A 22282-nucleotide genomic window follows, 5' to 3' on the forward strand; every position below is an offset into this window, starting at 1 on the left:
AATAGTAGTACGAGGTGTATACGGGGTTGTAAGGGGACTATATAAAATTAAGAGAGACTTCTTAGAGCGATTTCAGAATATTTATACCTACGAAACTACTTAATTAGTGAAAACTAAAATTAAAAATTTTAAGGGGTATGGTAAAAAGAATTACTTTTTTTGTTTTTGTAATTGCTTTTAATTTTCAAAACATTCATGGTCAATTTGTTGTTGGCGCATCGGAGGTAGATAATGCAGCACAGTTAGACGTTGTGTCTTCAAATAAAGGAGTGTTGCTTCCAAGAGTTCAATTAACTGGAACGAATGATGTAACAACAATCAGTAATCTATCTGTAGGATCAAAGGAAAGTTTATTGGTGTATAATACGACTACAGCGACTGATGTTGTTCCAGGGTATTATTATTGGGATAAAAACCGATGGGTTGCTTTAAGTGGAACAGACAATCAACAATTATCTTTTTCAGGAGGAACTTTAGGTATTTCAAATGGAAATACGGTGAATCTTTCAGGAATCAATACCGATAATCAGAATTTAACATTATCTGGAAACAGTTTAAGTATTGAAGGAGGGAACAGTGTTTCCCTGTCTACTTTAGATACTGATGATCAAACATTGACTATTTCTGGAAACAGTTTAAGTATTTCAGAAGGGAACAGTGTAAACTTATCAGGAATCAATACAGATGATCAGAATTTAACATTGTCAGGAAACAGTTTAAGTATTGAAGGAGGAAATAGTGTTTCTCTTTCTGCATTGGATACTGATGATCAAACACTTTCGATTTCAGGTACAAACCTTGCCATTCAAGATGGGAATACAGTTAGCTTAAGTGGTTTGTTAGATGATCTAGGAAATCATACAGCTACCCAAACACTTGATATGAGTGGTCAGAGTATTACGGATGGTAATGCAATTACTGCTGGTGGGACGAATGAAGGTAGGTCATCTATTAGACAAGGCGGAGCAAATAACACAGGATATCTTGAAGTTAGAAAAGCTGATAATACGAGATTAGGGTATATTGGATACAACAATATCAATTTACAATACAACTCAGAGAACGGAGCAGATCACTATTTCAGTGGAGGAAATATTCAGATTAGAAATACAAAAGGTTCCAATATTATAAATGTTCTTTCTGGAGGAGATGGAAATGGTTGGGGAAATAGAGGAAACGATTATGGAATTAATTTCCAAACGGCTTCTTCAGTTCAATCTGGAAACCTTGCTCGTATTAGTGCTGGAGATGTTTCGACGGGGTCAAACTCAGGGAACAGGTATTTAGGGTTTCAAGTAGGTAGGAAGACAGAAAACGCTGATACAAAATTATTGTATTTATTGGGTCAGACCAATGGAACTCAAAGAGTAGGAATACTTAATGAGAGTCCTACAGCAACTTTAGATGTAAATGGAAATGCAAGAATAAGAGCAATTGCTACGGGAACTGATAATGATCAAGTGCTAACTGTAGATGCTAACGGAAATATAAGAAAAATCACAGCTGAGGAGGTAGGTGCAAAGGGAGATACAGATGATCAAACCTTAAGCTTTTCAGGGACTAATCTAGCTATATCAGAGGGTAATAATGTGAATTTGTCAGGATTAAAAGATGATTTAGGAAACCATAATGCAACAACAAGATTATGGATGAATGGGCAAGAAATTCAGGGAGCAGGCAGTAATACCTTAATAAATGGAGTGGAAGTTGGTCAAGTAGGTCATGGAGGAACGTGGCTAGGTTTAGCAAATAAAAATCAGGCTACAACTACTGGATATGCATTAATTCAAAATAATTCAGGGCAAACGTTATTGAATGCACAAACAGGCGAAAAAATAGGATTTAGAGTAGCCAATGCTGAAAAAATGACCATGACCTCGGCAGGTAGTTTCGGTATTGGAGTAACTTCTCCTTCCGCTAAATTGGATGTCAATGGTAACGCAAGAATTCGGTCAATTGCTGGAGGAACCACGTCAGATCAGGTTTTAACCGTTGATGGAAATGGAAATGTTAGAAAGTTAGCGATGTCTGCTGTTGGAGGTCAGGGAGGTAGTGATAATCAAACCTTATCTTTTTCAGGAACAACCTTGTCAATTAATAGAGGGAACTCTGTAAATCTTAATTCTTTAAAAGATAATTTAGGAAATCATACGGCAACTACAACGTTACAAATGGCTAAGAAAAAAATAGCAAATGTTGGATATATTGAGTTTGCTGCTGGGAGTGGAGCAAGAGAAGGTTATATTGGGAATGATAATAACAATATGCAATATGTTTCAGAACAAGGAAATCACTTATTCAAAGGTGGTAGAGTAAATATAGCCAGCTTACCAAATGTTTCAAGTTCTACTTTAGCTGTAGTTACAGAAAGTGACGGGACTTTGAGAAAACAGACTTGGGCAAGTATAAAAAACTCAATAGCTGATGGTGATGCTTGGGGAGTTACGGGGGAGGATAGAACTAGCAGTATTTCAAGATCTGGAAATGTAGGTATTGGTGGAGCTCCTTCGTTTAAACTTCATGTGAGGGGTAGAGCAAAACTTGATGGTTCTGATGCAGGTACTTGGTTTGAGGCAGGTGCTAACGATTGGTTTTTAGGGCGTAATAGTGCCGACTTGAGACTTTACAATAATGGAGATAAAGTTACCTTTAAACCTAATGGAGATGTAGGAATTGGTACTTCGAATCCTCAGTCAAAGTTGACGGTTGAAGACGGTAATATGAGAATAAAATCTGATCAGCCGAACTTGTTTTTTGATAGGGATGGAATAGTTGTTTGGAGAATGTATGTTGATAATAATTTAGGAGGAACAGATTCGAACGATTTTGTAATTAGAAAACAAGGAGTAGGTAAACCATTTATGGTTTTTAACGATGTAAACCAAAATCTTTGTATCGGAGGGAACAACTCGAATCCTAAATATAAATTGATTGTTGAGGGCGAAGTAAAAGCTACTTCTTTTAGATCAGATACTAAGACATATCCAGATTACGTTTTTGATCAATATTATGATGGGAGATCATCGTTAAACGATACTTATAAATTTCCAAGCTTAGAGGAGGTAGAGAAGTTTGCTAAAGAAAATCACCATCTTCCTGGAGTAACACCTTATAGTGGGGTAAAAGAAGGAATCGATTTAACTGAAATCTCGGTTCAGAGTTTAGAAAAAGTAGAGGAGTTATACCTTCATATTATTGAGTTGAATAAAACTATTAAATCATTAAAAGAGGGAAATAAGGAGCTAAATAAAAAGTTAGATTCAGAAATGACTCAAATGAATGATCGCATAGAACAACTTTCTAAATTGATTAAAAAGTCTTCAAAATAATAGTAATATAATTTGATTAAAATTAATTTCTATATGGAAGATAGATTAAGAATAAAATTCGAAAATTTAAACATTAGAATGAAACATATCATTTCTTTTTTGCTATTTATGGTGTTTATTTGTCATGAGATTAGTGCTCAGAAAAATATAATGTCAGATGAAAGCAGGAATGAAGGTGTTTCTGCTACCTATGATGAATTATTAGTAAGTTCAACAGGAAGTTTTATAAACAACGGAGAAATGTTCGTTTATAATGATCTTAGCAATGAAGGAGAAATCTTATTTGAAACTCAAGCTTCAGTGTTTAATTTTAAAGGTCAAATACCTCAAAAATTGGCAGGTTCAGGGACTTCATTATTTAGTAATGTTCTTTTTGATAACTCAAGTGAAAAGGCCCCATTTTTAATAGAAAAAAACATCACTATTAGAGGTAATGCTGATTTCTCAGATGGGATTATTAGCTACTCAACAAACGGATTAATGATTTTTGATGAATCGGCAGATGTATCAAATGTTTCTCAAGAGAGTTTTGTAACTGATAAGGTTCGTAAAAAAGGAAATCAAGAATTTGTATTTCCTATTGGTGACAATAGGTCTGCAAATTATGTATACAGAAAACTTAAAATGGAGGCTCCATCGAATAACTCTTCGGTTGTGGATGCTCAATATCTATGGGAAAACCCAGGGAGTTCGTATAACACAAATTTAAAAGAAGATAGAATTGAAATTATTGATAATCAAGAATATTGGGAGGTTGATGATTTCAACGGGAGTACGTTGCCTGATTTAACTTTTTATTGGAATACAACTACAACACCGTCTTCAATTTTGACTTCTGATTTTCTCGATAGAATAACAGTGGCTAGGTGGGATGGAGAAAAATGGATTCAAGAAGAAATAATAACAATTGATGCAGCGAATTCTTCAATAAAAATTAAACCTTCAGGAGATGGTCCGTTTACTTTTGCTCTGCTAAAAACAATATTGCCAGATTACTTTCCCACACTTTTTACTAGCAAGACTCAAGTAGTTGGGAGTAAGGGAAGAATAGATTTTGTAGTTTTTGTAGGAGAGGCAAATGGTGAAAATTCGAACGGGATTAACCCCGTTGAATTGAGGATTTCTGACAGCGATCGTTTTCAGTTTAGTTTTAATGCCGGATTGAATACGTTAAATGGGCAAACTCTAGATAATTCGGATTGGTCTTATGTGTTGGAGAGAGGCTTGCATAAGTTTAGATATACAGGTAATGGAGGGATCTTTCCTGGGAATACAATTTCAAAGATTGGGATAAAAGCAATTTTTGTTTCCCCTTCGAATTCTGCTGGGGAAGTTCCTTTAAAGGTAACTATTAAAGCAGATTCAGGAGGACAACAATTTACAGGAAATGATAATGACCAAGATGTTATTCGATATACAGCTACAGAGTCAAGCCCTGAAAAAGACAAAGAAGATGACGATTAAAATACTAACCTAAAACTGATCATGTATATTTAATTCCAAATATATTTTGTTTTAACCAGCGGGTGTGATGAAAATTACACCCTTTTTTCTACTTAAAAGTTAGTGATTTTGTTGAGTTTTAAATTAAAGGAAAGTGTTTGTAATGAACAGGGTTTTCCAGTTGTAGAAATGTTGGTTTTGTTGATAAGATAAATCTTCTAGGTAAAAAATACAGCTCATAATTTATTGGACAAAAAAGATCTGAAAAGTATCATTTACTTTCAGATCTTTTTTTTGTTATCACCAGTTTAAAAAAGCATTCGCTTTCTAAGAGACTATTTTTTTAATTCCTTTTTTAAAAATTTAGCTGTATAACTTTTTTTGTGTTTTATGATTTCTTCGGGAGTACCTGAAACTAGTATTTTTCCTCCACCTTTTCCACCTTCTAACCCGACATCAATAATATGGTCAGCTAATTTAATTACATCAAGATTGTGTTCTATAATAAGGACAGTATTTCCTTTATCAGTTAGTTTGTTTAATACCTCCATGAGTACTCTAATATCTTCAAAATGTAATCCAGTTGTAGGTTCGTCAAGGATGTAAAATGTATTTCCAGTATCTTTTTTCGAAAGTTCGCTTGCTAATTTAATGCGCTGTGCTTCTCCTCCTGATAGGGTGGTCGATTGTTGTCCGAGTGTAATATAACCTAACCCTACATCTTTAATCGTTTTTAATTTTCTATATATTTTTGGAATGTGCTCAAAGAAATCTGTAGCATCATTTATTGTCATTTCTAATACATCAGAAATAGACTTTCCTTTATATCTAATTTCTAAGGTTTCACGATTAAAACGCTTTCCTTGACAGGTTTCACATTCAACATGAACATCTGGTAAAAAGTTCATTTCAATAACTCTAACTCCTCCTCCTTGGCAAGTTTCACAACGACCTCCTTTTACATTGAAACTAAATCGACCAGGTTTATAACCTCTTATTGATGCTTCGGGTGTTTTGGCAAATAAACTTCTAATTTCACTAAAAACGCCAGTATAAGTTGCGGGGTTAGATCTTGGAGTTCTACCTATTGGAGACTGATCGATATCGATAACTTTGTCAATGTGCTCTAATCCTTCAATGCTTTTATAAGGCATTGGTTTCTTTACTCCGCGATATATATGAGCATTTAGAATTGGGTAGAGAGTTCCATTGATTAAGGTAGATTTTCCACTACCAGAAACTCCAGTAACACAAATCATTTTTCCTAAAGGAAATTCAATAGAAACATTTTTTAAGTTATTTCCAGTAGCACCTTTTAATTTAATATAATTCCCATTCCCCTCTCGTCTTTTTTTAGGGATTTCTATTTGTTTTCTTTTTGATAAATAGTCAGCAGTAAGGGTATTGTGTGATTTTAAATCATCAAAAGTGCCTTCGCTCACAATTTCACCTCCATGCTTTCCAGCTCCTGGGCCAATATCTAAAACAAAATCGGCATGTTTGATCATGTCTTCATCATGTTCAACTACTAAGACAGAGTTTCCAACATCTCTTAGTTTTACTAATGAGTTAATCAACTTTTCATTGTCACGTTGATGTAAACCAATACTAGGTTCATCCAAAATATACAACACTCCTACCAATTGAGACCCAATTTGAGTAGCCAATCTAATTCGCTGTGCTTCTCCTCCAGAAAGAGATTTAGAAGTTCTGTCAAGAGTTAAATAATCAAGTCCTACGTCAAGTAAAAACTGAATTCTTGTTCGTATTTCTTTTAAAATTTCAGAAGCAATTTTTAATTGTTTTTCAGAAAGTTTAGGCTCAATGTTTTTAAACCAATTGAAAAGTTCAGTGACATCCATTTGAGCTAATTGACTGATGTTTTTATCATCAACCTTAAAATGGAGCGCTTCTTTTTTCAAACGCTTACCATCGCAAACAGAGCAAGAAACTTCGTCCATAAAGCCTTTAGCCCATCTTTTAATTGAAGAGCTATCAGAATTTTTATATTGGTTTTGAATGAAGGCAATAATTCCTTCAAAATCTATTTCATATTTTCGAGTAACACCTGCCGTTTTTGATTGAACTGAAAATGTTTCCTTACCTCCGCTAAGAATAACATTTAAAGCTTCTTTTGGAATGTTTGAAATGGGGTCAGATAGCCTAAAATTATAGCGTTCGGCAATTGTTTGTAGTTGTTTAAAAATCCAACTATTTTTTTGTTCACCAAGAGGAATAATCCCTCCGCTTTTTATAGAAATACTATCATCGGGAATAACCTTTGCTAAGTTTATTTCATTAGTTGTACCAAGACCATTACAGTGATCACAGGCTCCTTTAGGAGAATTGAATGAAAATGTATTTGGTTCTGGATTTGGGTAAGCAATACCAGTAGTAGGGCACATGAGTTCTCTACTAAAATATCGAGGTTTTACATCATCAACATCAATAACCATTAAAATATTGTTTCCTGTATATAAAGCAGTTTTAATGGTTTCATCCAATCGTTTCTCAGACCCTTTATTAATAACCAATCGATCAATTACCACTTCAATATCGTGGGTTTTGTATCGATCAAGCTTCATTCCTTTCTCTATTTCTCGAATTTCGCCATCTACACGAACTCTTACAAATCCTTGTTTGGCTATTTGTTCGAACAATTCTCTATAATGACCTTTTCTAGATTTTATTAAAGGAGCAAGAACGGCAATACGTTTACTATCGAAATCTTTTAGGATGAGTTCTTTAATTTGTTCATCCGAATAGCTAACCATTTTTTCGCCAGTGTTGTATGAATAAGCATCAGAAGCACGAGAAAAAAGTAAACGGAGAAAGTCGTAAATCTCGGTAATAGTTCCAACCGTTGATCTGGGACTTTTGTTTGTGGTTTTCTGTTCTATAGAGATAACTGGTGATAAGCCATCGATTTTATCTACATCTGGGCGCTCGAGACCTCCTAAAAACTGACGAGCATAAGCAGAAAATGTTTCAATATATCGTCGTTGACCTTCGGCATAAATAGTATCAAAAGCTAAAGAAGATTTCCCACTTCCACTTAAACCAGTGATAACAACTAGTTTTTCACGAGGAATTTTTAAATCGATATTTTTCAAATTGTGGGCACGAGCCCCATAAATTTCAATGTATTCTTGCTCTTTCAAATTCAGTTGTTTACGGAAAAAAGCAAATTTACGGAATACTTATGTATTTTTAACTAGTGAGTTATACATAAAATTAAGATTGCTTGAGTTTTGAAATTCAGAGTATAACCGAGCTAAATTCTAATTCTTTTTGCTGCCTAAGTCATCAATAACTCTGATCAAAGAAGTAATTTATTCTTTTCAATCATTACTAATTTCTGTAATTGTAATATCTTTATCGTTTATATTGTTTAAATTGAAAATAAAAAAATGACATTTATTCATTCTGTACGTTATTTTTTCGAAAGAAACGGTTTTTATGTATCATCACGATTGGCTGATAGATTAGGAATTAGGGCTGTAAATGTTAGGTTGTTTTTTATTTATATATCTTTTGTGACCATCGGGCTTTCTTTTGGTTTATACTTAACAATGGCTTTTCTCCTGCGATTGAAAGACATGGTATATACGAAAAGATCTTCAGTTTTTGATTTATGATAAATACAATATTTAAATCTCGTTTATATAAAGCAATTATTTTCTCTACACTAATTTTAAGTGTTGGAATAGGAGGGTATGCTATACTTTTTGGGTATTCCTTTATAGATGCTTTATACATGACTGTCATAACTATTACAACTATTGGTTTCGGAGAAGTACATCCTTTCGGACCAGAAGAGAAAATTTTTACGATAGGTTTAATACTCTCTAGCTTGTTTATTTTTGGTTATGCAGTATCATCGTTTTCTGAATATTTAATTAGCGGCCAATTTTTTCATCAATTAAAAGTAAAAAAAGTGCAAAAAAAAATAGAAGAATTACAAGGGCATACTATTGTTTGTGGTTTTGGTAGAAACGGTAAACAAGCTGTGTCAAAGTTAAGAAGCTACAAGCAAAAAGTAGTAATGATTGAAAAGAATAAAGAGCTAATTCAGGAGTTAGATGTCGAAGGAATATTAAATGTAGAAGGAAATGCTACAACCGATGAGACACTCATCAAAGCTGGTATAATGAAGGCGAGTAGTTTAGTAACTGTATTACCTTCTGATGCGGATAACTTATTTGTTGTTCTTTCTGCTAGGCAGTTAAATAAAAAATGTAAAATTATTAGTAGAGCCTCTAAAGAAAGTTCTTACAGCAAGTTGAAAATAGCCGGAGCGGATAACGTTATTATGCCAGACAAATTAGGAGGAGCTCACATGGCTCTGCTGGTTGTAACACCAGATGTAATTGAGTTTGTTGATAGGTTAACAATTGAAGGAGATACCACGGCAAATTTAGAAGAGGTTTCTGTTAATGAATTGCCATCAGAATATCTTGGAAAAACAATATTGGATCTTGATTTACGAAAAAAAACAGGCTGTACCGTAATAGGGTATAGGTCTCCTGAAAAAGAGTATACAATTAATCCAGATGTATCGGTAAAACTAATAACAGATTCCAATCTTATTGTTCTAGGGCGACCAGAACAGATTAGTAAATTACGAGAGTTGTTTTAAAAGGAAATCATAAAATTTATAATTGAATGAAGAAAGTTATTGTTACTGGAAGTAACGGTTTATTAGGTCAGAGTTTACTGGCTTTATTGCTAGATGAAAAGGATGCATACGAAGTTGTTGGTTTTTCCAGAGGAAAAAACAGAAGTGGAAGAGATGATTTTCAATACGTATCTATTGATCTGACGGATAAAAAAAAATTAATAAAAGAATTAAATGAAATAAAGCCCGACGTTATAATAAATACGGCAGCAATGACGCAGGTTGATCAATGTGAAGAAAAGAAAGACGAGTGTCATATTTTAAATGTAGAGGTAGTTGAAAGTTTAATTGAGTTTTCTAATGATAATGATGTTCATATTATTCATCTGTCTACCGATTTTATTTTTGATGGAAAAAAAGGGTATTATAAAGAAACAGATATACCGAATCCAGTTAGTTATTATGGACTTTCAAAATTAAAGGCGGAAGATAAATTAATCAACTCTGGAGTCGATCACACTATTTTGCGTACCATTTTAGTTTATGGAAAGGTGTTCGATATGTCGAGGAGCAATATTGTACTTTGGGTAAAAGAATCACTGGAGGCAGGTAATCTAATTAATGTGGTAAATGACCAGTATAGAATGCCTACTTATGTAAAAACATTAAGTGAAGCATGTAAGTTAGCAATTGATAAAAGAAAATATGGAATTTATAATATCTCATCTACTGAACTTTTAAGCGTATATGATATAGCTATTCAAATTGCTGAAGCTTTTAATTTAAACAAAGGATTGATATCCCCAATAGCTTCGAAAGAATTGAATCAACGAGCTCAACGACCTGAAAAAACAGGATTTGATCTTAATAAAACCAAAAAAGAACTAGGAATAGAACTTAGAAAATTTAAAGAAGATCTTCAAAATTTTAAACAAATAATAACTTAAAAAAACACTTTTAACTAAGAAAAGTTGGGGGAACTTCAATTTTTTAAGATATTGCAACCCACTAAATCTAAAAAACTAATCACATACATACATATTATGAGGAAAAAACTAATGTCTTTTTTATTGTTAATGATTCCAATGTTAACATTTGCACAAGAAAAAGGACTAGCAGAAAGAATAAATGAAGGTTTTAAACCCGTAGCAGATGCCTGGGGAAGTATTGTTTTTTATCCAGTAAAGCTTGGAGGAGGAGTTGAAATGCCTTTAGTAATTATTATGTTACTTCTTGCTGGGTTAATTTTTACTATTATTTTCAAATTTGTAAATATTAGGTTATTTCCAACTTCTATTAATATCGTAAGAGGAAAATATGATGATGTTGATCATGCTACTTCCGGAGTTATGGCAGGAGATCCTACTCCAGGAGGAGATGCTATTGAAACAATTAGAGTAGAAGGTAATGAAGGAGAGGTGACCCATTTTCAAGCGTTAACGGCAGCTTTATCTGGTACTGTTGGTTTAGGTAATATAGCTGGTGTAGCGGTTGCCCTATCTTTAGGAGGTCCGGGAGCTACGTTTTGGATGATTGTTGCAGGTCTATTAGGAATGTCTTCGAAATTCGTTGAATGTACATTGGGAGTAAAATACCGCGATGTGGGTGAAGATGGAACGATTTATGGAGGTCCGATGTATTATCTTAGAAAAGGATTAAAAGATGTCGGCAAAAGTGGATTAGGTAAAGTATTAGCTGTAATATTCGCTATTATGGTTGTAGGTGGTTCTTTCGGTGGAGGAAACATGTTTCAAGCTAATCAAGCAGCTCAACAATTTGGAAGTATGATAGGATCAAATGATTTGTCAACAGCATTAGTATTTGGTGTTGTGATGTCAGTTTTGGTAGCTATTGTTATTATTGGAGGGATTAAAAGAATTGGAAATATAACCGAAAAAATTGTGCCATTTATGGTAGGAATTTATTTCTTAGCTGCGATTATTATTTTAGTGGCCAATTTTTCTCAAATAGGAAATGCATTTAGTCAAATTATAGATGGAGCATTTAATGCTGAAGGTATATCAGGAGGTATACTAGGTGTGTTGATTGTTGGTTTTCAAAGAGCAGCATTTTCAAATGAAGCAGGAGTTGGTTCAGCTGCAATAGCGCATTCTGCAGTGAAAACAAAATATGCAGCATCTGAAGGATTAGTTGCTTTATTAGAGCCATTTATCGATACTGTTGTGGTTTGTACGATGACAGCCTTAGTAATTATTATTACAAACGGAAGTGGAGATATCATGACTTATGGTGTAAAATCTCCAGATGGGGTATTAGCAACGTCTAAAGCGTTCGCATCGGTGCTTCCTTGGTTCCCATATGTTTTAACGATAGCGGTTGTGTTATTTGCTTTTTCAACAATGTTATCTTGGTCTTATTATGGTTTACAAGGTTGGATGTTCTTATTTGGACGTTCAAAAGTATCTGATTATGTTTATAAAGTATTATTCTGCTTATTCGTAATCATAGGTTCAGCAGCAAGTTTAGGTGCAGTTACCGATTTTTCAGACGCAATGATTTTTGCTATGGCCGTTCCCAATGTAATTGGATTATTTTTCCTTTTCCCTAAAGTTAGAGAGGAGTTAAGTAGATATTTGAAAGCTATAGGAGTTATAAAGACGTAAAAAAAAAATATAAATGAAAAATTTAAAGCCCCATTTCTTATTTGATAAGCATTTAAGAAATGGGGCTTTTCTTTTGGTATTAATTATTGTGTTTCTCCAGTTTGTATATACCTACTTCGATTTTTCAGTTAATCAGTCGGAAAACAATAATGAAGAGGCTTTTAAACAGTTAAACGAGAAGCTTGATAGTTTAAAGAATTTAAAAAAAGCAAAACCTACCCATAAAATATTTCCATTTAATCCTAATTATATATCAGATCATAAAGGATATCAATTGGGGATGTCTGTTCTTGAAATTGATCGACTCCATGAATTTAGAAAGAAAAATAAGTTTGTGAATTCGAAAGAAGATTTTCAAAAGGTTACCAAAGTTTCTGATAGTTTGTTGGTAGTAATATCACCCTATTTTAAATTTCCAGATTGGGTGAATAAAAAGAAAAGTAATACAATAAAAACATCTATTGTAGTTTCCTCAAGTAACAAAAGAAAGAAGATCATTGAAATACGAGATATCAATAAAATATCGGAATCAGAATTGATTGAAACGTTAGGGATGAATCAAAGTTTAGCGGCAAGAATAATTAAATATAGAAGGAAGCTCAAAGGGTATACCTACAAGACACAGCTTAATGAAGTATGGGGTGTAAATGAAAATGATATAGACGAGCTTTTAAAGTATTTTCAAATATTAAGCAAGCCGAATATCAAAAAACTGAATGTGAACACAGCGAGCTTTAAAGAGGTGTTGAAACTCCCGTATATTGATTATGATTTATGTAAGCGAATATTTGACTATAAAGAAGAAGTTGCAGAAATTCAGGATATTGAAGAATTAAAAAAGATAACAAACTTTCCTTTAAAAAAATACGATAGAATAGTCTTATATTTGTTAGCAAAATAAACAACAACTAATTTAAGAATCAATGAATACTATGTACTTTACTGAAGAGCATGAATCTTTTCGTCAAAGTTTTAAAGACTTTTTGCAAAAAGAGGTTGTTCCTCATATTGATAAATGGGAGAAAGAAGGTGCAGTAGAAAGGTTTATCTGGAAGAAATTTGGAGAGATGGGCTATTTTGGATTGAATCAGCCTGAAGAATATGGAGGATTAGGACTCGATCTTTTTTATACGGTTATATTTCTAGAAGAATTACAAAAAATAAATTCAGGTGGTTTTGCGGCAAATATGTGGGCTCATGCTTATTTAGCAATGACACATTTGAAAGAAGAAGGAGATGAAAGAATTAAGAAAGAATATTTAACACCAAGTATTGATGGTGATAAAATAGGATGTTTATGTATTTCTGAACCATTTGGAGGAAGTGATGTTGCCGGAATGAGAACTACTGCTATAAAAGATGGAGACAACTATGTTATAAATGGATCAAAAACATTTATAACGAACGGAGTTTATTCTGATTATTTGGTTATTGCAGCTAAGACGAACCCTGAAGGAAAGCATAAAGGAATTAGCATTTTTTTAATAGACAGAGAAGCAGAAGGAGTTTCGGCAACCAAATTAGATAAATTAGGTTGGAGAGCTTCAGACACTGGAGAAATAGCCTTTGATAATGTTGTAGTACCTAAAGAAAATCTTATGGGAGCTGAAGGTCTAGGGTTTTCTTATATTATGCAGCATTTTGCGTTAGAAAGACTTATTATGGGAGTTAACGCCCATGCAAGAGCAGAATATGCGGTTGATTACGCAATACAGTATATGAGTGAACGCCAAGCTTTCGGAAAACATTTAAATGAATTCCAAGCATTACGTCATAAAGTTGCTGAAATGGCGAGTAGAGTTGATATGTGTAGAGAATATAATTACTCTATTGCAAAAAGACTCAACGATGGTAACTATGTTGTAAAAGAGGCAAGTATGAGTAAATTGCTTTCAACCAAAATGGCCGATGATGTTATTTACGATGCACTTCAGTTATTGGGAGGGTATGGCTATATGGAAGATTATCCAATGGCAAGACTCTTACGAGATAGTCGATTAGGGCCTATAGGAGGTGGAACTTCTGAGATTTTAAAAGAGATTATAGCAAAAATGGTTATAGATAAGAAAGAATATAAACCAGCTACATAAAATAGAAACCGCTCAATTAAGAGCGGTTTTTTTGTTATTTCCTTATTATAGAATAACTTTTCAACACGAAATCGTTTTCGTAACGATACCGATTTCGTAAAATGATTTTCAATGCATAATTTGAGAGAAATTAAAACAAATTATCATGAAAATCCTTCTAAAGAAGTGTTGGTTCATTATACCAGTACTTATCTTCTTAGCTTGTTCTAATGAGCAAGAAATCCAGCAATTACAGACAGCTGTTGAAATTGAAACTAAAGATGCCTCCAGAACAGGGCTAAAGCCAATTGGAACGGGTGTGATGATGCAAGCTTTTTATTGGGATGTTCCGCCGGGTGGAAATTGGTGGAACACAGTAAGAGGAAAAGTTAAAGATTGGAGTAATGCTGGAATTGATGCTATTTGGTTGCCTCCAGCAACGAAAGCTCAAAATGGACCTTTTTCGATGGGGTACGACCCATTTGACTATTTTGATTTTGGAAAGTTTAATCAAATGGGAAGTATTGAAACTCGTTTTGGTTCAGAAAAAGAACTTAAATCTTTGATATCAGAAGCGCATAATGAAAAGTTGAGTGTAATAGCTGATATTGTATTAAATCATAATAGTGGTGGACAAAGTGAGGTAAACCCAGTCAATGGTCAACCAAATTGGACAAAATTTGTTCCGAAGTCAGGAAGGTTTATACGTGATTATAACGATTTTCATCCAAATCACAATTATAGCAGTGATGCTGGTGTTTTTGGTGGTTTTCCCGATTTGTCACATAGTCAAATTAGAGTTCAAAATGAGTTATGGAAAAATTCGAACTCTGTAGCTAAGTATTATAAAAATGTAATAGGTTTTGATGGATGGCGATTTGATTATGTAAAAGGCTTCGAACCTTGGGTAGTAAGAGAGTGGAAGAATGCAGTAGGTGGTTTTTCTGTGGGAGAATATTGGGATGGTAATGCAGGTACATTAGATTGGTGGTCTGGACAGGCTGAGGTAAGTGCCTTTGATTTTGCCTGTTATTATCGAATGAGAGATGCTTTTAAAGGAAATAATTTAAATAGATTGAATGATGATATGCTTTGGAAAAGAAATGCAGCTAAGGCTGTTACTTTTGTAGCGAATCATGATACAGATGAAATTCATCATGGTAAAATGCTAGCGTATGCATATATTTTAACACATGAAGGGTATCCGACTATCTTTTATAGCGATTATGAAGAATGGTTGAATAAAGAAAGGTTAAATAACTTAATATGGATTCATAATAATCTAGCAGGAGGTGATACAACCATTTTGTATACTGATAATGATGAATACGTGGCAAGGAGGAATGGATATAATAGTGCAGGGTTAGTTGTATACATAAACAATGCTAATCATTGGCAAGAAAGATGGATTCAAACCAATTGGTCAAATACAAGAATTAAGGATTATACAGGGCATTCCAATTGGCAGCCAGTTACCCAAGGAGGGAAGTGGGTTAAAATACAGGTTCCTCCGAAAAGTTATACTGTATGGGCTCCAAAATAAAATAAAAAAAAGTTGCTAGTTTAAAAACTCTCTATATCTTTGCAGTCCGAAAAATAAAAATATCGAGTAATTGTTCTAAGGATCAGTTGCCTAAACAGTATAAAGAGACTACATTGAAGGGAGGTGCCAATATATGTTAATCATTCCAGTAAAAGAAGGAGAGAATATCGATAGAGCGTTAAAGCGTTATAAACGTAAATTTGATCGTACAAAAACAATCAGAGAACTACGTAATAGAAAGCAGTTTACGAAACCTTCAGTAGAAAATAGAGCTCAAAAGATTAAAGCTACTTACGTTCAAGGATTAAGAACAGCTGAAGAAGTAGGTTAAGAAATACTTCCAATTAAGAAATCAACCCGCATTATTAAATGTGGGTTTTTTGTTGTTATATATTTAGTAAATTTGAACTAAACCCAATTCTTATTATGAGTGTAAATTTAGTTAATAAGTTTTTAGAGTATTTGGAATACGAAAAAAAGTATTCTAAACACACAGTGTTGGCTTACCGTAAAGATTTATATGATTTTGCGAATTACTGTAGGAAGGAATTTGGTCAAGAGGATATTAAAGAAATTCATTACAATCAAATAAGAAGTTGGATCGTGTTATTGGTTGACGAAGGTTTGGTGAATAGAAGTGTTAATAGAAAAATTAGTTCCTTAAAAACATGTTATAATTTTCTTCAGAAAATTGGTGAAATAAAAGTAAGTCCTTTAGCAAAACATCAATCATTAAAAATACAAAAGAAGATAAGTGTTCCTTTTACTGAAAAAGAAGTTGGTGAAGTTATTGATCTTTTAAAGGTAAAAGATGATTTTGAAGGAGTAAGGGATAGGTTGATTGTGGAGTTGTTATATTCAACTGGAATAAGACGAGCGGAATTGATTAATATTAAAGTGAGTGATATTAATTTTGAAGAAAGGTTGTTAAAAGTTCTGGGGAAGAGAAATAAAGAGCGATTTGTGGTCTTGTTACCGTTTGTTATTGATACTATAAGGAGTTATCAAGGAGAGAAAAATAAGCTCAATAAAGTAGAAGATAATGATTACTTGCTACTTACAAAAAAGGGTGTTAAAATATATGAAACTCTTGTCTATCGAATAATAAATTCGTACTTTAGGGGGGTGTCCACTAAGGTTAAGAAAAGTCCGCATATCCTTAGGCATGCATTCGCTACCCATCTACTTAATAAGGGAGCGTCTTTATATTCGGTTAAAGAATTGCTAGGGCATTCAAGTTTAGCCTCTACCCAAGTCTATACGCATAGTAGCTTGGAAAAATTAAAACAAGTGTATAATAAAACTCACCCTAGAGAGTTGAATTAAAAATTGGAAGATTATGAAGGTATTCACTCAATCGGTTAACTTTACAGCAGATAAAAAGTTGTTAGACTACATTGAAAAAAAAGTAGGAGGATTGGAAAAGTTCCATGATAAGATTGTTGATGTCGAAGTGTATTTGAAAGTTCAAAAGACTAGCGAAAAAGAAAATAAAATTACTGAGGTAAAAATAAATATTCCGGGTAATGAATTAATGGTGAAAAAACAATGTAAGTCCTTTGAGGAAGGGGTGAGTGTAGGTGTTGAATCACTCAAAAGGCAGCTTCAAAAGTCAAAAGAGAAAGCGAGAGTAACAATAGCTTTGTAAAAAATAATGAAAAAAGTTTTTAAAAATTAAAAAATACTTTTACATTTGCAGTCCGTTAGAAATAGCGGACTGTTTTTTATACAGGAAAAGCCGATATAGCTCAGCTGGCTAGAGCAGCTGATTTGTAATCAGCAGGTCGTGGGTTCGAGTCCCTCTATCGGCTCAAGAAAAGATCATTAAAATATTGTTTAATTATGGGGAGATTCCAGAGCGGCCAAATGGGACGGACTGTAACTCCGTTGTCTTACGACTTCGCAGGTTCGAATCCTGCTCTCCCCACAATGATTTTTTTTTAAGCGGGAGTAGCTCAGTTGGTAGAGCGTCAGCCTTCCAAGCTGAATGTCGCCGGTTCGAACCCGGTCTCCCGCTCAAAATTTTTTTAGGCCGGTGTAGCTCAGTTGGTAGAGCGCATCCTTGGTAGGGATGAGGTCACGGGTTCAAATCCCGTCATTGGCTCTTTTAGAGTTTATGAAACAATAGGTTTTAAAGTAACACTAAATATATTTAACTAAGAATTAAAATTAATAATCATGGCAAAAGGAACTTATGATCGTTCGAAACCACACTTAAATGTTGGTACTATCGGTCACGTTGATCACGGTAAGACTACTTTAACTGCTGCAATAACTAAAGTATTAGCTGATGCAGGATATTCTGAAGCAAGTGCTTTTGATCAAATTGATAACGCTCCAGAAGAAAAAGAAAGAGGTATTACAATTAACTCTTCTCACGTAGAATATGCAACTGAAAACCGTCATTACGCTCACGTTGACTGTCCAGGTCACGCGGATTACGTAAAGAACATGGTAACTGGTGCTGCTCAAATGGACGGTGCTATCTTAGTAGTTGCTGCTACTGATGGTCCTATGCCACAAACTCGTGAGCATATCTTATTAGGTCGTCAAGTTGGTATTCCACGTATCGTTGTTTTCTTAAACAAAGTTGATATGGTTGACGATGAAGAGTTATTAGAGTTAGTAGAAATGGAAGTAAGAGAATTGTTATCTTTCTATGAGTATGATGGAGATAATGGCCCTGTTATTTCAGGTTCAGCTTTAGGTGCTTTGAATGGAGAACAAAAATGGGTTGATACAGTATTAGAGCTTATGGCTGCTGTTGATACTTGGATTGAAGAGCCACCAAGAGATACTGAAAAAGATTTCTTAATGCCAATTGAAGATGTATTCTCTATTACTGGTCGTGGTACTGTTGCTACTGGTCGTATTGAAACTGGTATCATCAATTCAGGTGAGGCTGTTGAGATTATTGGTATGGGTACTGAGAAATTAACTTCTACAGTAACTGGTATCGAAATGTTCCGTCAAATCTTAGATAGAGGTGAAGCTGGAGATAACGCTGGTATCTTATTAAGAGGTATTAATAAAGAAGATATTAAAAGAGGAATGGTAATCTGTAAGCCAGGTTCTGTAACTCCACACGCTAAGTTTAAAGCTGAGGTGTATATCTTAAAGAAAGAAGAAGGTGGTCGTCACACTCCTTTCCATAACAATTACCGTCCTCAGTTTTACGTACGTACAACTGATGTGACTGGAAATATCGTTCTTCCTGATGGAGTTGAAATGGTAATGCCTGGAGATAACTTAACAATCACTGTTGACTTAATTCAGCCTATCGCATTAAACACAGGATTACAGTTCGCTATCCGTGAAGGAGGTAGAACAGTAGGAGCTGGTCAGGTAACTGAAATTTTAGACTAATTTAGTTATATTAGCTATATAAAAAATAAGGAGTCTCTTTAAGAGGGACTCCTTTAAAATGAAACACGGGTTTAGCTCAGTTGGTAGAGCACTGGTCTCCAAAACCAGGTGTCGGGAGTTCGAGCCTCTCAACCCGTGCAACTCTCAAACGAGTTATGGTGTTTTACTGTAACTCGTTAAAAGGATAAAAAGATATGAGTAACTTTATACAATACATCAAAGATTCTTTCGAAGAATTAAATACAAACATGACATGGGTGTCTCGTGAAGAGGCTCAGAAGTCTACGGCTGTTGTGGCTGCTTTTACAATTATTTTTGCATTAGTAGTTGCAGGGATTGATAAAGTCTTCCAATTAGGTTTAGATAACTTCTTTCAAATGTTTTAAAGATGGCAGAGTCAGTGATGAAGTGGTATGTGGTGAGAGCTATAGGTGGTCAAGAAAATAAGGTGAAAACTTATATAGAAACTGAGATAGCTCGACATGGGTTGTCTGATTTTGTAGATCAAGTAATAGTTCCTACTGAAAAGGTTATTCAAGTAAGAAATGGAAAAAAAATAAATAGAGAACGTGTTTATTTTCCAGGATATGTAATGGTAGAAGCAAATCTTGCTGGTGAGGTTCCTCACGTTATTAAAGCCGTTACAGGGGTTATTGGTTTTCTTGGAGAAACAAAGGGAGGTGATCCTGTTCCAATGAGAAAATCAGAAGTAAACAGAATGTTAGGTAAGGTGGATGAATTATCTGTTAGAGATGAAAATGTCGCAATTCCTTACAATGTTGGAGAAACTGTGAAAGTAATTGATGGACCATTCAACGGATTTGATGGTACTGTTGAAAATGTAAATGAAGAAAAGCGTAAGTTAGAGGTGATGGTTAAGATTTTCGGAAGAAAAACACCATTAGAGTTAAATTACATGCAAGTAGAGAAAATATAATTGTTACACCTATATATTTTGGTGTGTTTTAGGCTTCCACTTAAAACATATCTTTAAATCTTAAACAATGGCAAAAGAAGTAAGTAAGTTAGTAAAACTACAAGTTAGGGGAGGTGCTGCGAATCCATCGCCACCAGTTGGACCCGCTTTAGGTGCTGCCGGTGTTAATATCATGGAGTTCTGTAAGCAGTTTAATGCTCGTACACAGGACAAACAAGGTAAGGTTTTACCTGTTGTGATAACGGTTTATACAGACAAATCATTCGAGTTTGTTGTAAAAACACCACCAGCTGCAGTACAGTTATTAGAAGCGGCCAAAATTAAGAAAGGTTCGGGCGAGCCTAACAGAAATAAAGTAGCGAATGTTACTTGGGATCAAGTAAGAACAATTGCGGAAGACAAGATGGTTGATTTAAATGCCTTCAAAGTAGAGTCTGCAATGAGAATGATCGCAGGTACAGCTCGATCTATGGGATTAACAGTAACAGGTGATGCTCCTGAATAAACTAAAAGAGATTTAGAAAATGGCAAGATTGACTAAAAAACAAAAAGAAGCTCGTGCTAAGATTGATAGCTCTAAAGTTTATAATTTAAATGAAGCATCAGCTTTAATAAAAGAAATTACAAACGTAAAATTTGATGCATCTATTGATTTAGCAGTGCGTTTGGGAGTAGATCCTCGTAAAGCAAATCAAATGGTACGTGGAGTAGTAACACTACCTCATGGAACTGGTAAAGATGTAAAAGTTTTAGCATTGGTAACTCCAGATAAGGAAGCGGAAGCTCAAGAAGCTGGAGCAGATTATGTAGGTTTAGATGAATACCTGCAAAAAATAAAAGGAGGATGGACAGATGTTGATGTAATCATCACCATGCCAAGTGTTATGGGTAAATTAGGACCATTAGGACGTATATTAGGACCTAGAGGTTTAATGCCAAATCCAAAAACTGGTACGGTAACTATGGATGTAGCGAAGGCTGTGCAAGAAGTTAAGGCTGGTAAAATTGACTTTAAAGTTGATAAAACTGGTATTGTACATGCGTCAGTCGGAAAAGCTTCTTTCGATGTTGAGAAGATTGCAGAGAATGCAAATGAATTACTTCAAACACTTATTAAATTAAAGCCAACTGCAGCAAAAGGGGAATATATTAAAAGTATATTTATTTCTTCTACTATGAGCCCTAGTGTTGCAATAGATGAAAAATCTGTATCATAAGGCAGTTAAAACTTTTTAATCATGACTAGAGAGGAAAAATCACAAGTAATACAAGATTTAACAGCACAATTAGCAGATACAAGTACCATCTATTTAGCAGATATTTCTGGTTTGGATGCGATTACTACGTCTAATTTACGTAGAGCATGTTTTAAATCTGACGTTAAATTGTCTGTTGTGAAGAATACGTTGCTTGCAAAAGCAATGGAAGCTTCAGATAAAGATTTTGGTGAATTGCCAGAAGCTTTAAAAGGTAATACTTCAATGTTAATAGCAGAGGTGTCAAATGCACCTGCTAAGGTTATTAAAGAGTTCAGAAAAAAATCAGACAAGCCTTTGTTAAAAGGGGCTTTTGTTGAAGAAGCAGTGTACCTTGGTGATGACCAATTGGATGCTCTTGTTAACATCAAGTCTAGAGAAGAACTTATTGGAGATATTATCGGATTATTACAATCACCTGCGAAGAATGTTGTTTCAGCACTTCAATCAAGTGGAGGTAAACTTACTGGTATCTTAAAGACGTTATCAGAAAAATAATTAAGCGCACTAATAAACTAAATAATAAAAATTTCAAAAAACAATTAAAATGGCAGATTTAAAAGATTTCGCAGAACAATTAGTTAACTTAACAGTAAAAGAAGTTAATGAATTAGCTGATATTTTAAAAGATGAGTATGGTATTGAGCCTGCAGCAGCAGCTGTAGCAGTAGCAGGACCAGCAGCTGGTGGAGGAGACGCAGCTGAAGAAAAGACAGAGTTTGACGTAATCTTAAAAGCTCCAGGAGGATCTAAATTAGCTGTTGTAAAGTTAGTTAAAGAATTAACTGGATTAGGATTAAAAGATGCTAAGGCTATCGTAGATGAGGCTCCTAAAGCAATTAAAGAAGGAGTATCTAAAGATGAGGCTGAAGGTCTTAAAAAATCTTTAGAAGAAGCTGGAGCTGAAGTAGAGCTTAAGTAATTACTTACTCCCGATTAGCGGGAAAAACAATAAAGGTTTAGGTACTAGGAATTTAGGTTTCTAGGCCTAAACCATTTTGTGTATATATTCGTTCTTTATTTCATCACATATTTTTTAAGATGTGATATGGCATCTGTAAGCTTTTGCATTACAGTTGATTACAGCAAGAAACTGC

At 34.2% G+C, this 22282-nt stretch carries 20 protein-coding genes and 5 tRNA genes; 24 read left to right on the forward strand and 1 reads right to left on the reverse strand.

All coding sequences use genetic code 11. The annotated features are described in order from the left end of the window. The first annotated feature begins 137 nt into the window (after positions 1-137). Together BLW23_RS07820 and BLW23_RS07825 are read left to right on the forward strand one after the other, a co-directional pair. Positions 138-3329 carry a beta strand repeat-containing protein gene (locus tag BLW23_RS07820; protein ID WP_093668691.1) on the forward strand — a complete coding sequence of 1064 codons (3192 nt, stop codon included), beginning with the start codon at positions 138-140 and terminating at the stop codon, positions 3327-3329. Positions 3330-3362: 33 nt separating this feature from the next. After that, positions 3363-4793 carry a hypothetical protein gene (locus BLW23_RS07825; RefSeq protein ID WP_093668692.1) on the forward strand — a complete coding sequence of 477 codons (1431 nt, stop codon included), beginning with the start codon at positions 3363-3365 and terminating at the stop codon, positions 4791-4793. Positions 4794-5107: 314 nt separating this feature from the next. Here BLW23_RS07825 and uvrA read toward each other — a convergent pair whose 3' ends face one another. After that, positions 5108-7933: an excinuclease ABC subunit UvrA gene (gene uvrA, locus BLW23_RS07830; RefSeq protein WP_093668693.1), complete on the reverse strand. Its 2826-nt coding sequence runs from the start codon at positions 7931-7933 to the stop codon at positions 5108-5110. Between the two features lie 249 nt (positions 7934-8182). Here uvrA and BLW23_RS23650 point away from each other — a divergent pair, with 249 nt between their 5' ends. From BLW23_RS23650 to rplL, 22 genes are all read left to right on the forward strand, one after another. Further along, a complete protein-coding gene (locus BLW23_RS23650) occupies positions 8183-8410 on the forward strand; it encodes a PspC family transcriptional regulator (RefSeq protein ID WP_093668694.1) in 228 nt (75 codons plus the stop codon). Then, the gene (locus tag BLW23_RS07840) at positions 8407-9411 is read left to right on the forward strand and encodes a potassium channel family protein (protein ID WP_093668695.1); all 1005 of its coding nucleotides are present in this window, start codon (positions 8407-8409) and stop codon (positions 9409-9411) included. Before BLW23_RS23650 ends, BLW23_RS07840 begins: the two co-directional genes overlap by 4 nt. 26 nt (positions 9412-9437) lie before the next feature. Beyond that, a complete protein-coding gene (locus tag BLW23_RS07845; RefSeq protein WP_093668696.1) occupies positions 9438-10337 on the forward strand; it encodes an SDR family oxidoreductase in 900 nt (299 codons plus the stop codon). Between the two features lie 96 nt (positions 10338-10433). Beyond that, positions 10434-12014, forward strand: a complete 1581-nt coding sequence (locus tag BLW23_RS07850; protein ID WP_093668697.1) for an alanine/glycine:cation symporter family protein — start codon at positions 10434-10436, stop codon at positions 12012-12014. 13 nt (positions 12015-12027) lie between these two features. Next, a complete protein-coding gene (locus BLW23_RS07855) occupies positions 12028-12915 on the forward strand; it encodes a ComEA family DNA-binding protein (RefSeq protein ID WP_093668698.1) in 888 nt (295 codons plus the stop codon). 22 nt (positions 12916-12937) lie between these two features. Then, positions 12938-14104: an acyl-CoA dehydrogenase family protein gene (locus tag BLW23_RS07860; RefSeq protein ID WP_093668699.1), complete on the forward strand. Its 1167-nt coding sequence runs from the start codon at positions 12938-12940 to the stop codon at positions 14102-14104. Between the two features lie 145 nt (positions 14105-14249). Then, positions 14250-15626 carry an alpha-amylase gene (locus BLW23_RS07865; protein ID WP_093668700.1) on the forward strand — a complete coding sequence of 459 codons (1377 nt, stop codon included), beginning with the start codon at positions 14250-14252 and terminating at the stop codon, positions 15624-15626. Between the two features lie 133 nt (positions 15627-15759). Beyond that, positions 15760-15957 (forward strand): 30S ribosomal protein S21, encoded by a 198-nt coding sequence (gene rpsU, locus BLW23_RS07870; RefSeq protein WP_093668701.1) that lies wholly within the window; start codon positions 15760-15762, stop codon positions 15955-15957. Between the two features lie 95 nt (positions 15958-16052). Then, positions 16053-16952, forward strand: coding sequence for a tyrosine-type recombinase/integrase (locus BLW23_RS07875; protein ID WP_093668702.1), 900 nt, complete (start codon positions 16053-16055; stop codon positions 16950-16952). Between the two features lie 13 nt (positions 16953-16965). After that, on the forward strand, positions 16966-17274 hold the full coding sequence (gene hpf, locus BLW23_RS07880; protein WP_093668703.1) for a ribosome hibernation-promoting factor, HPF/YfiA family: 309 nt from the start codon (positions 16966-16968) through the stop codon (positions 17272-17274). Positions 17275-17363: 89 nt separating this feature from the next. Next, positions 17364-17437: transfer RNA gene (locus BLW23_RS07885), tRNA-Thr, on the forward strand. Between the two features lie 33 nt (positions 17438-17470). Then, positions 17471-17553: transfer RNA gene (locus BLW23_RS07890), tRNA-Tyr, on the forward strand. A gap of 17 nt (positions 17554-17570) precedes the next feature. After that, a tRNA-Gly gene (locus BLW23_RS07895) sits at positions 17571-17643 on the forward strand. A gap of 14 nt (positions 17644-17657) precedes the next feature. Next, positions 17658-17730: transfer RNA gene (locus tag BLW23_RS07900), tRNA-Thr, on the forward strand. A gap of 74 nt (positions 17731-17804) precedes the next feature. Next, on the forward strand, positions 17805-18992 hold the full coding sequence (tuf, locus tag BLW23_RS07905) for an elongation factor Tu (protein ID WP_093668704.1): 1188 nt from the start codon (positions 17805-17807) through the stop codon (positions 18990-18992). A gap of 65 nt (positions 18993-19057) precedes the next feature. Continuing rightward, positions 19058-19130: transfer RNA gene (locus BLW23_RS07910), tRNA-Trp, on the forward strand. 56 nt (positions 19131-19186) lie between these two features. Then, positions 19187-19378 carry a preprotein translocase subunit SecE gene (gene secE, locus BLW23_RS07915; protein ID WP_093668705.1) on the forward strand — a complete coding sequence of 64 codons (192 nt, stop codon included), beginning with the start codon at positions 19187-19189 and terminating at the stop codon, positions 19376-19378. Between the two features lie 2 nt (positions 19379-19380). After that, the gene (nusG, locus tag BLW23_RS07920; protein ID WP_093668706.1) at positions 19381-19929 is read left to right on the forward strand and encodes a transcription termination/antitermination protein NusG; all 549 of its coding nucleotides are present in this window, start codon (positions 19381-19383) and stop codon (positions 19927-19929) included. Positions 19930-19996: 67 nt separating this feature from the next. Next, positions 19997-20434: a 50S ribosomal protein L11 gene (rplK, locus tag BLW23_RS07925; RefSeq protein WP_093668707.1), complete on the forward strand. Its 438-nt coding sequence runs from the start codon at positions 19997-19999 to the stop codon at positions 20432-20434. A gap of 19 nt (positions 20435-20453) precedes the next feature. Then, positions 20454-21146, forward strand: coding sequence for a 50S ribosomal protein L1 (gene rplA, locus BLW23_RS07930; protein ID WP_093668708.1), 693 nt, complete (start codon positions 20454-20456; stop codon positions 21144-21146). Positions 21147-21167: 21 nt separating this feature from the next. Then, entirely contained in the window at positions 21168-21683 is a 516-nt protein-coding gene (rplJ, locus tag BLW23_RS07935; protein ID WP_093668709.1) for a 50S ribosomal protein L10, read from the forward strand. Between the two features lie 49 nt (positions 21684-21732). After that, positions 21733-22107 carry a 50S ribosomal protein L7/L12 gene (gene rplL, locus BLW23_RS07940; protein WP_093668710.1) on the forward strand — a complete coding sequence of 125 codons (375 nt, stop codon included), beginning with the start codon at positions 21733-21735 and terminating at the stop codon, positions 22105-22107. The last annotated feature ends 175 nt before the right edge of the window (positions 22108-22282 follow it).

The organism is Tenacibaculum sp. MAR_2009_124 (genome assembly GCF_900105455.1).
Taxonomy (GTDB): domain Bacteria; phylum Bacteroidota; class Bacteroidia; order Flavobacteriales; family Flavobacteriaceae; genus Polaribacter.

Coding starts and splice junctions, on each gene's coding strand:
- BLW23_RS07875 (WP_093668702.1), top strand. CDS start 16,053: ATGAGTGTAAATTTAGTTAATAAGTTTTTAGAGTATTTGGAATACGAA.
- BLW23_RS07840 (WP_093668695.1), top strand. CDS start 8,407: ATGATAAATACAATATTTAAATCTCGTTTATATAAAGCAATTATTTTC.
- BLW23_RS07820 (WP_093668691.1), top strand. CDS start 138: ATGGTAAAAAGAATTACTTTTTTTGTTTTTGTAATTGCTTTTAATTTT.
- BLW23_RS23650 (WP_093668694.1), top strand. CDS start 8,183: ATGACATTTATTCATTCTGTACGTTATTTTTTCGAAAGAAACGGTTTT.
- BLW23_RS07855 (WP_093668698.1), top strand. CDS start 12,028: ATGAAAAATTTAAAGCCCCATTTCTTATTTGATAAGCATTTAAGAAAT.
- rplL (WP_093668710.1), top strand. CDS start 21,733: ATGGCAGATTTAAAAGATTTCGCAGAACAATTAGTTAACTTAACAGTA.
- BLW23_RS07825 (WP_093668692.1), top strand. CDS start 3,363: ATGGAAGATAGATTAAGAATAAAATTCGAAAATTTAAACATTAGAATG.
- BLW23_RS07845 (WP_093668696.1), top strand. CDS start 9,438: ATGAAGAAAGTTATTGTTACTGGAAGTAACGGTTTATTAGGTCAGAGT.
- hpf (WP_093668703.1), top strand. CDS start 16,966: ATGAAGGTATTCACTCAATCGGTTAACTTTACAGCAGATAAAAAGTTG.
- secE (WP_093668705.1), top strand. CDS start 19,187: ATGAGTAACTTTATACAATACATCAAAGATTCTTTCGAAGAATTAAAT.
- nusG (WP_093668706.1), top strand. CDS start 19,381: ATGGCAGAGTCAGTGATGAAGTGGTATGTGGTGAGAGCTATAGGTGGT.
- tuf (WP_093668704.1), top strand. CDS start 17,805: ATGGCAAAAGGAACTTATGATCGTTCGAAACCACACTTAAATGTTGGT.
- BLW23_RS07860 (WP_093668699.1), top strand. CDS start 12,938: ATGAATACTATGTACTTTACTGAAGAGCATGAATCTTTTCGTCAAAGT.
- BLW23_RS07850 (WP_093668697.1), top strand. CDS start 10,434: ATGAGGAAAAAACTAATGTCTTTTTTATTGTTAATGATTCCAATGTTA.
- rplA (WP_093668708.1), top strand. CDS start 20,454: ATGGCAAGATTGACTAAAAAACAAAAAGAAGCTCGTGCTAAGATTGAT.
- rplK (WP_093668707.1), top strand. CDS start 19,997: ATGGCAAAAGAAGTAAGTAAGTTAGTAAAACTACAAGTTAGGGGAGGT.
- rplJ (WP_093668709.1), top strand. CDS start 21,168: ATGACTAGAGAGGAAAAATCACAAGTAATACAAGATTTAACAGCACAA.
- BLW23_RS07865 (WP_093668700.1), top strand. CDS start 14,250: ATGAAAATCCTTCTAAAGAAGTGTTGGTTCATTATACCAGTACTTATC.
- rpsU (WP_093668701.1), top strand. CDS start 15,760: ATGTTAATCATTCCAGTAAAAGAAGGAGAGAATATCGATAGAGCGTTA.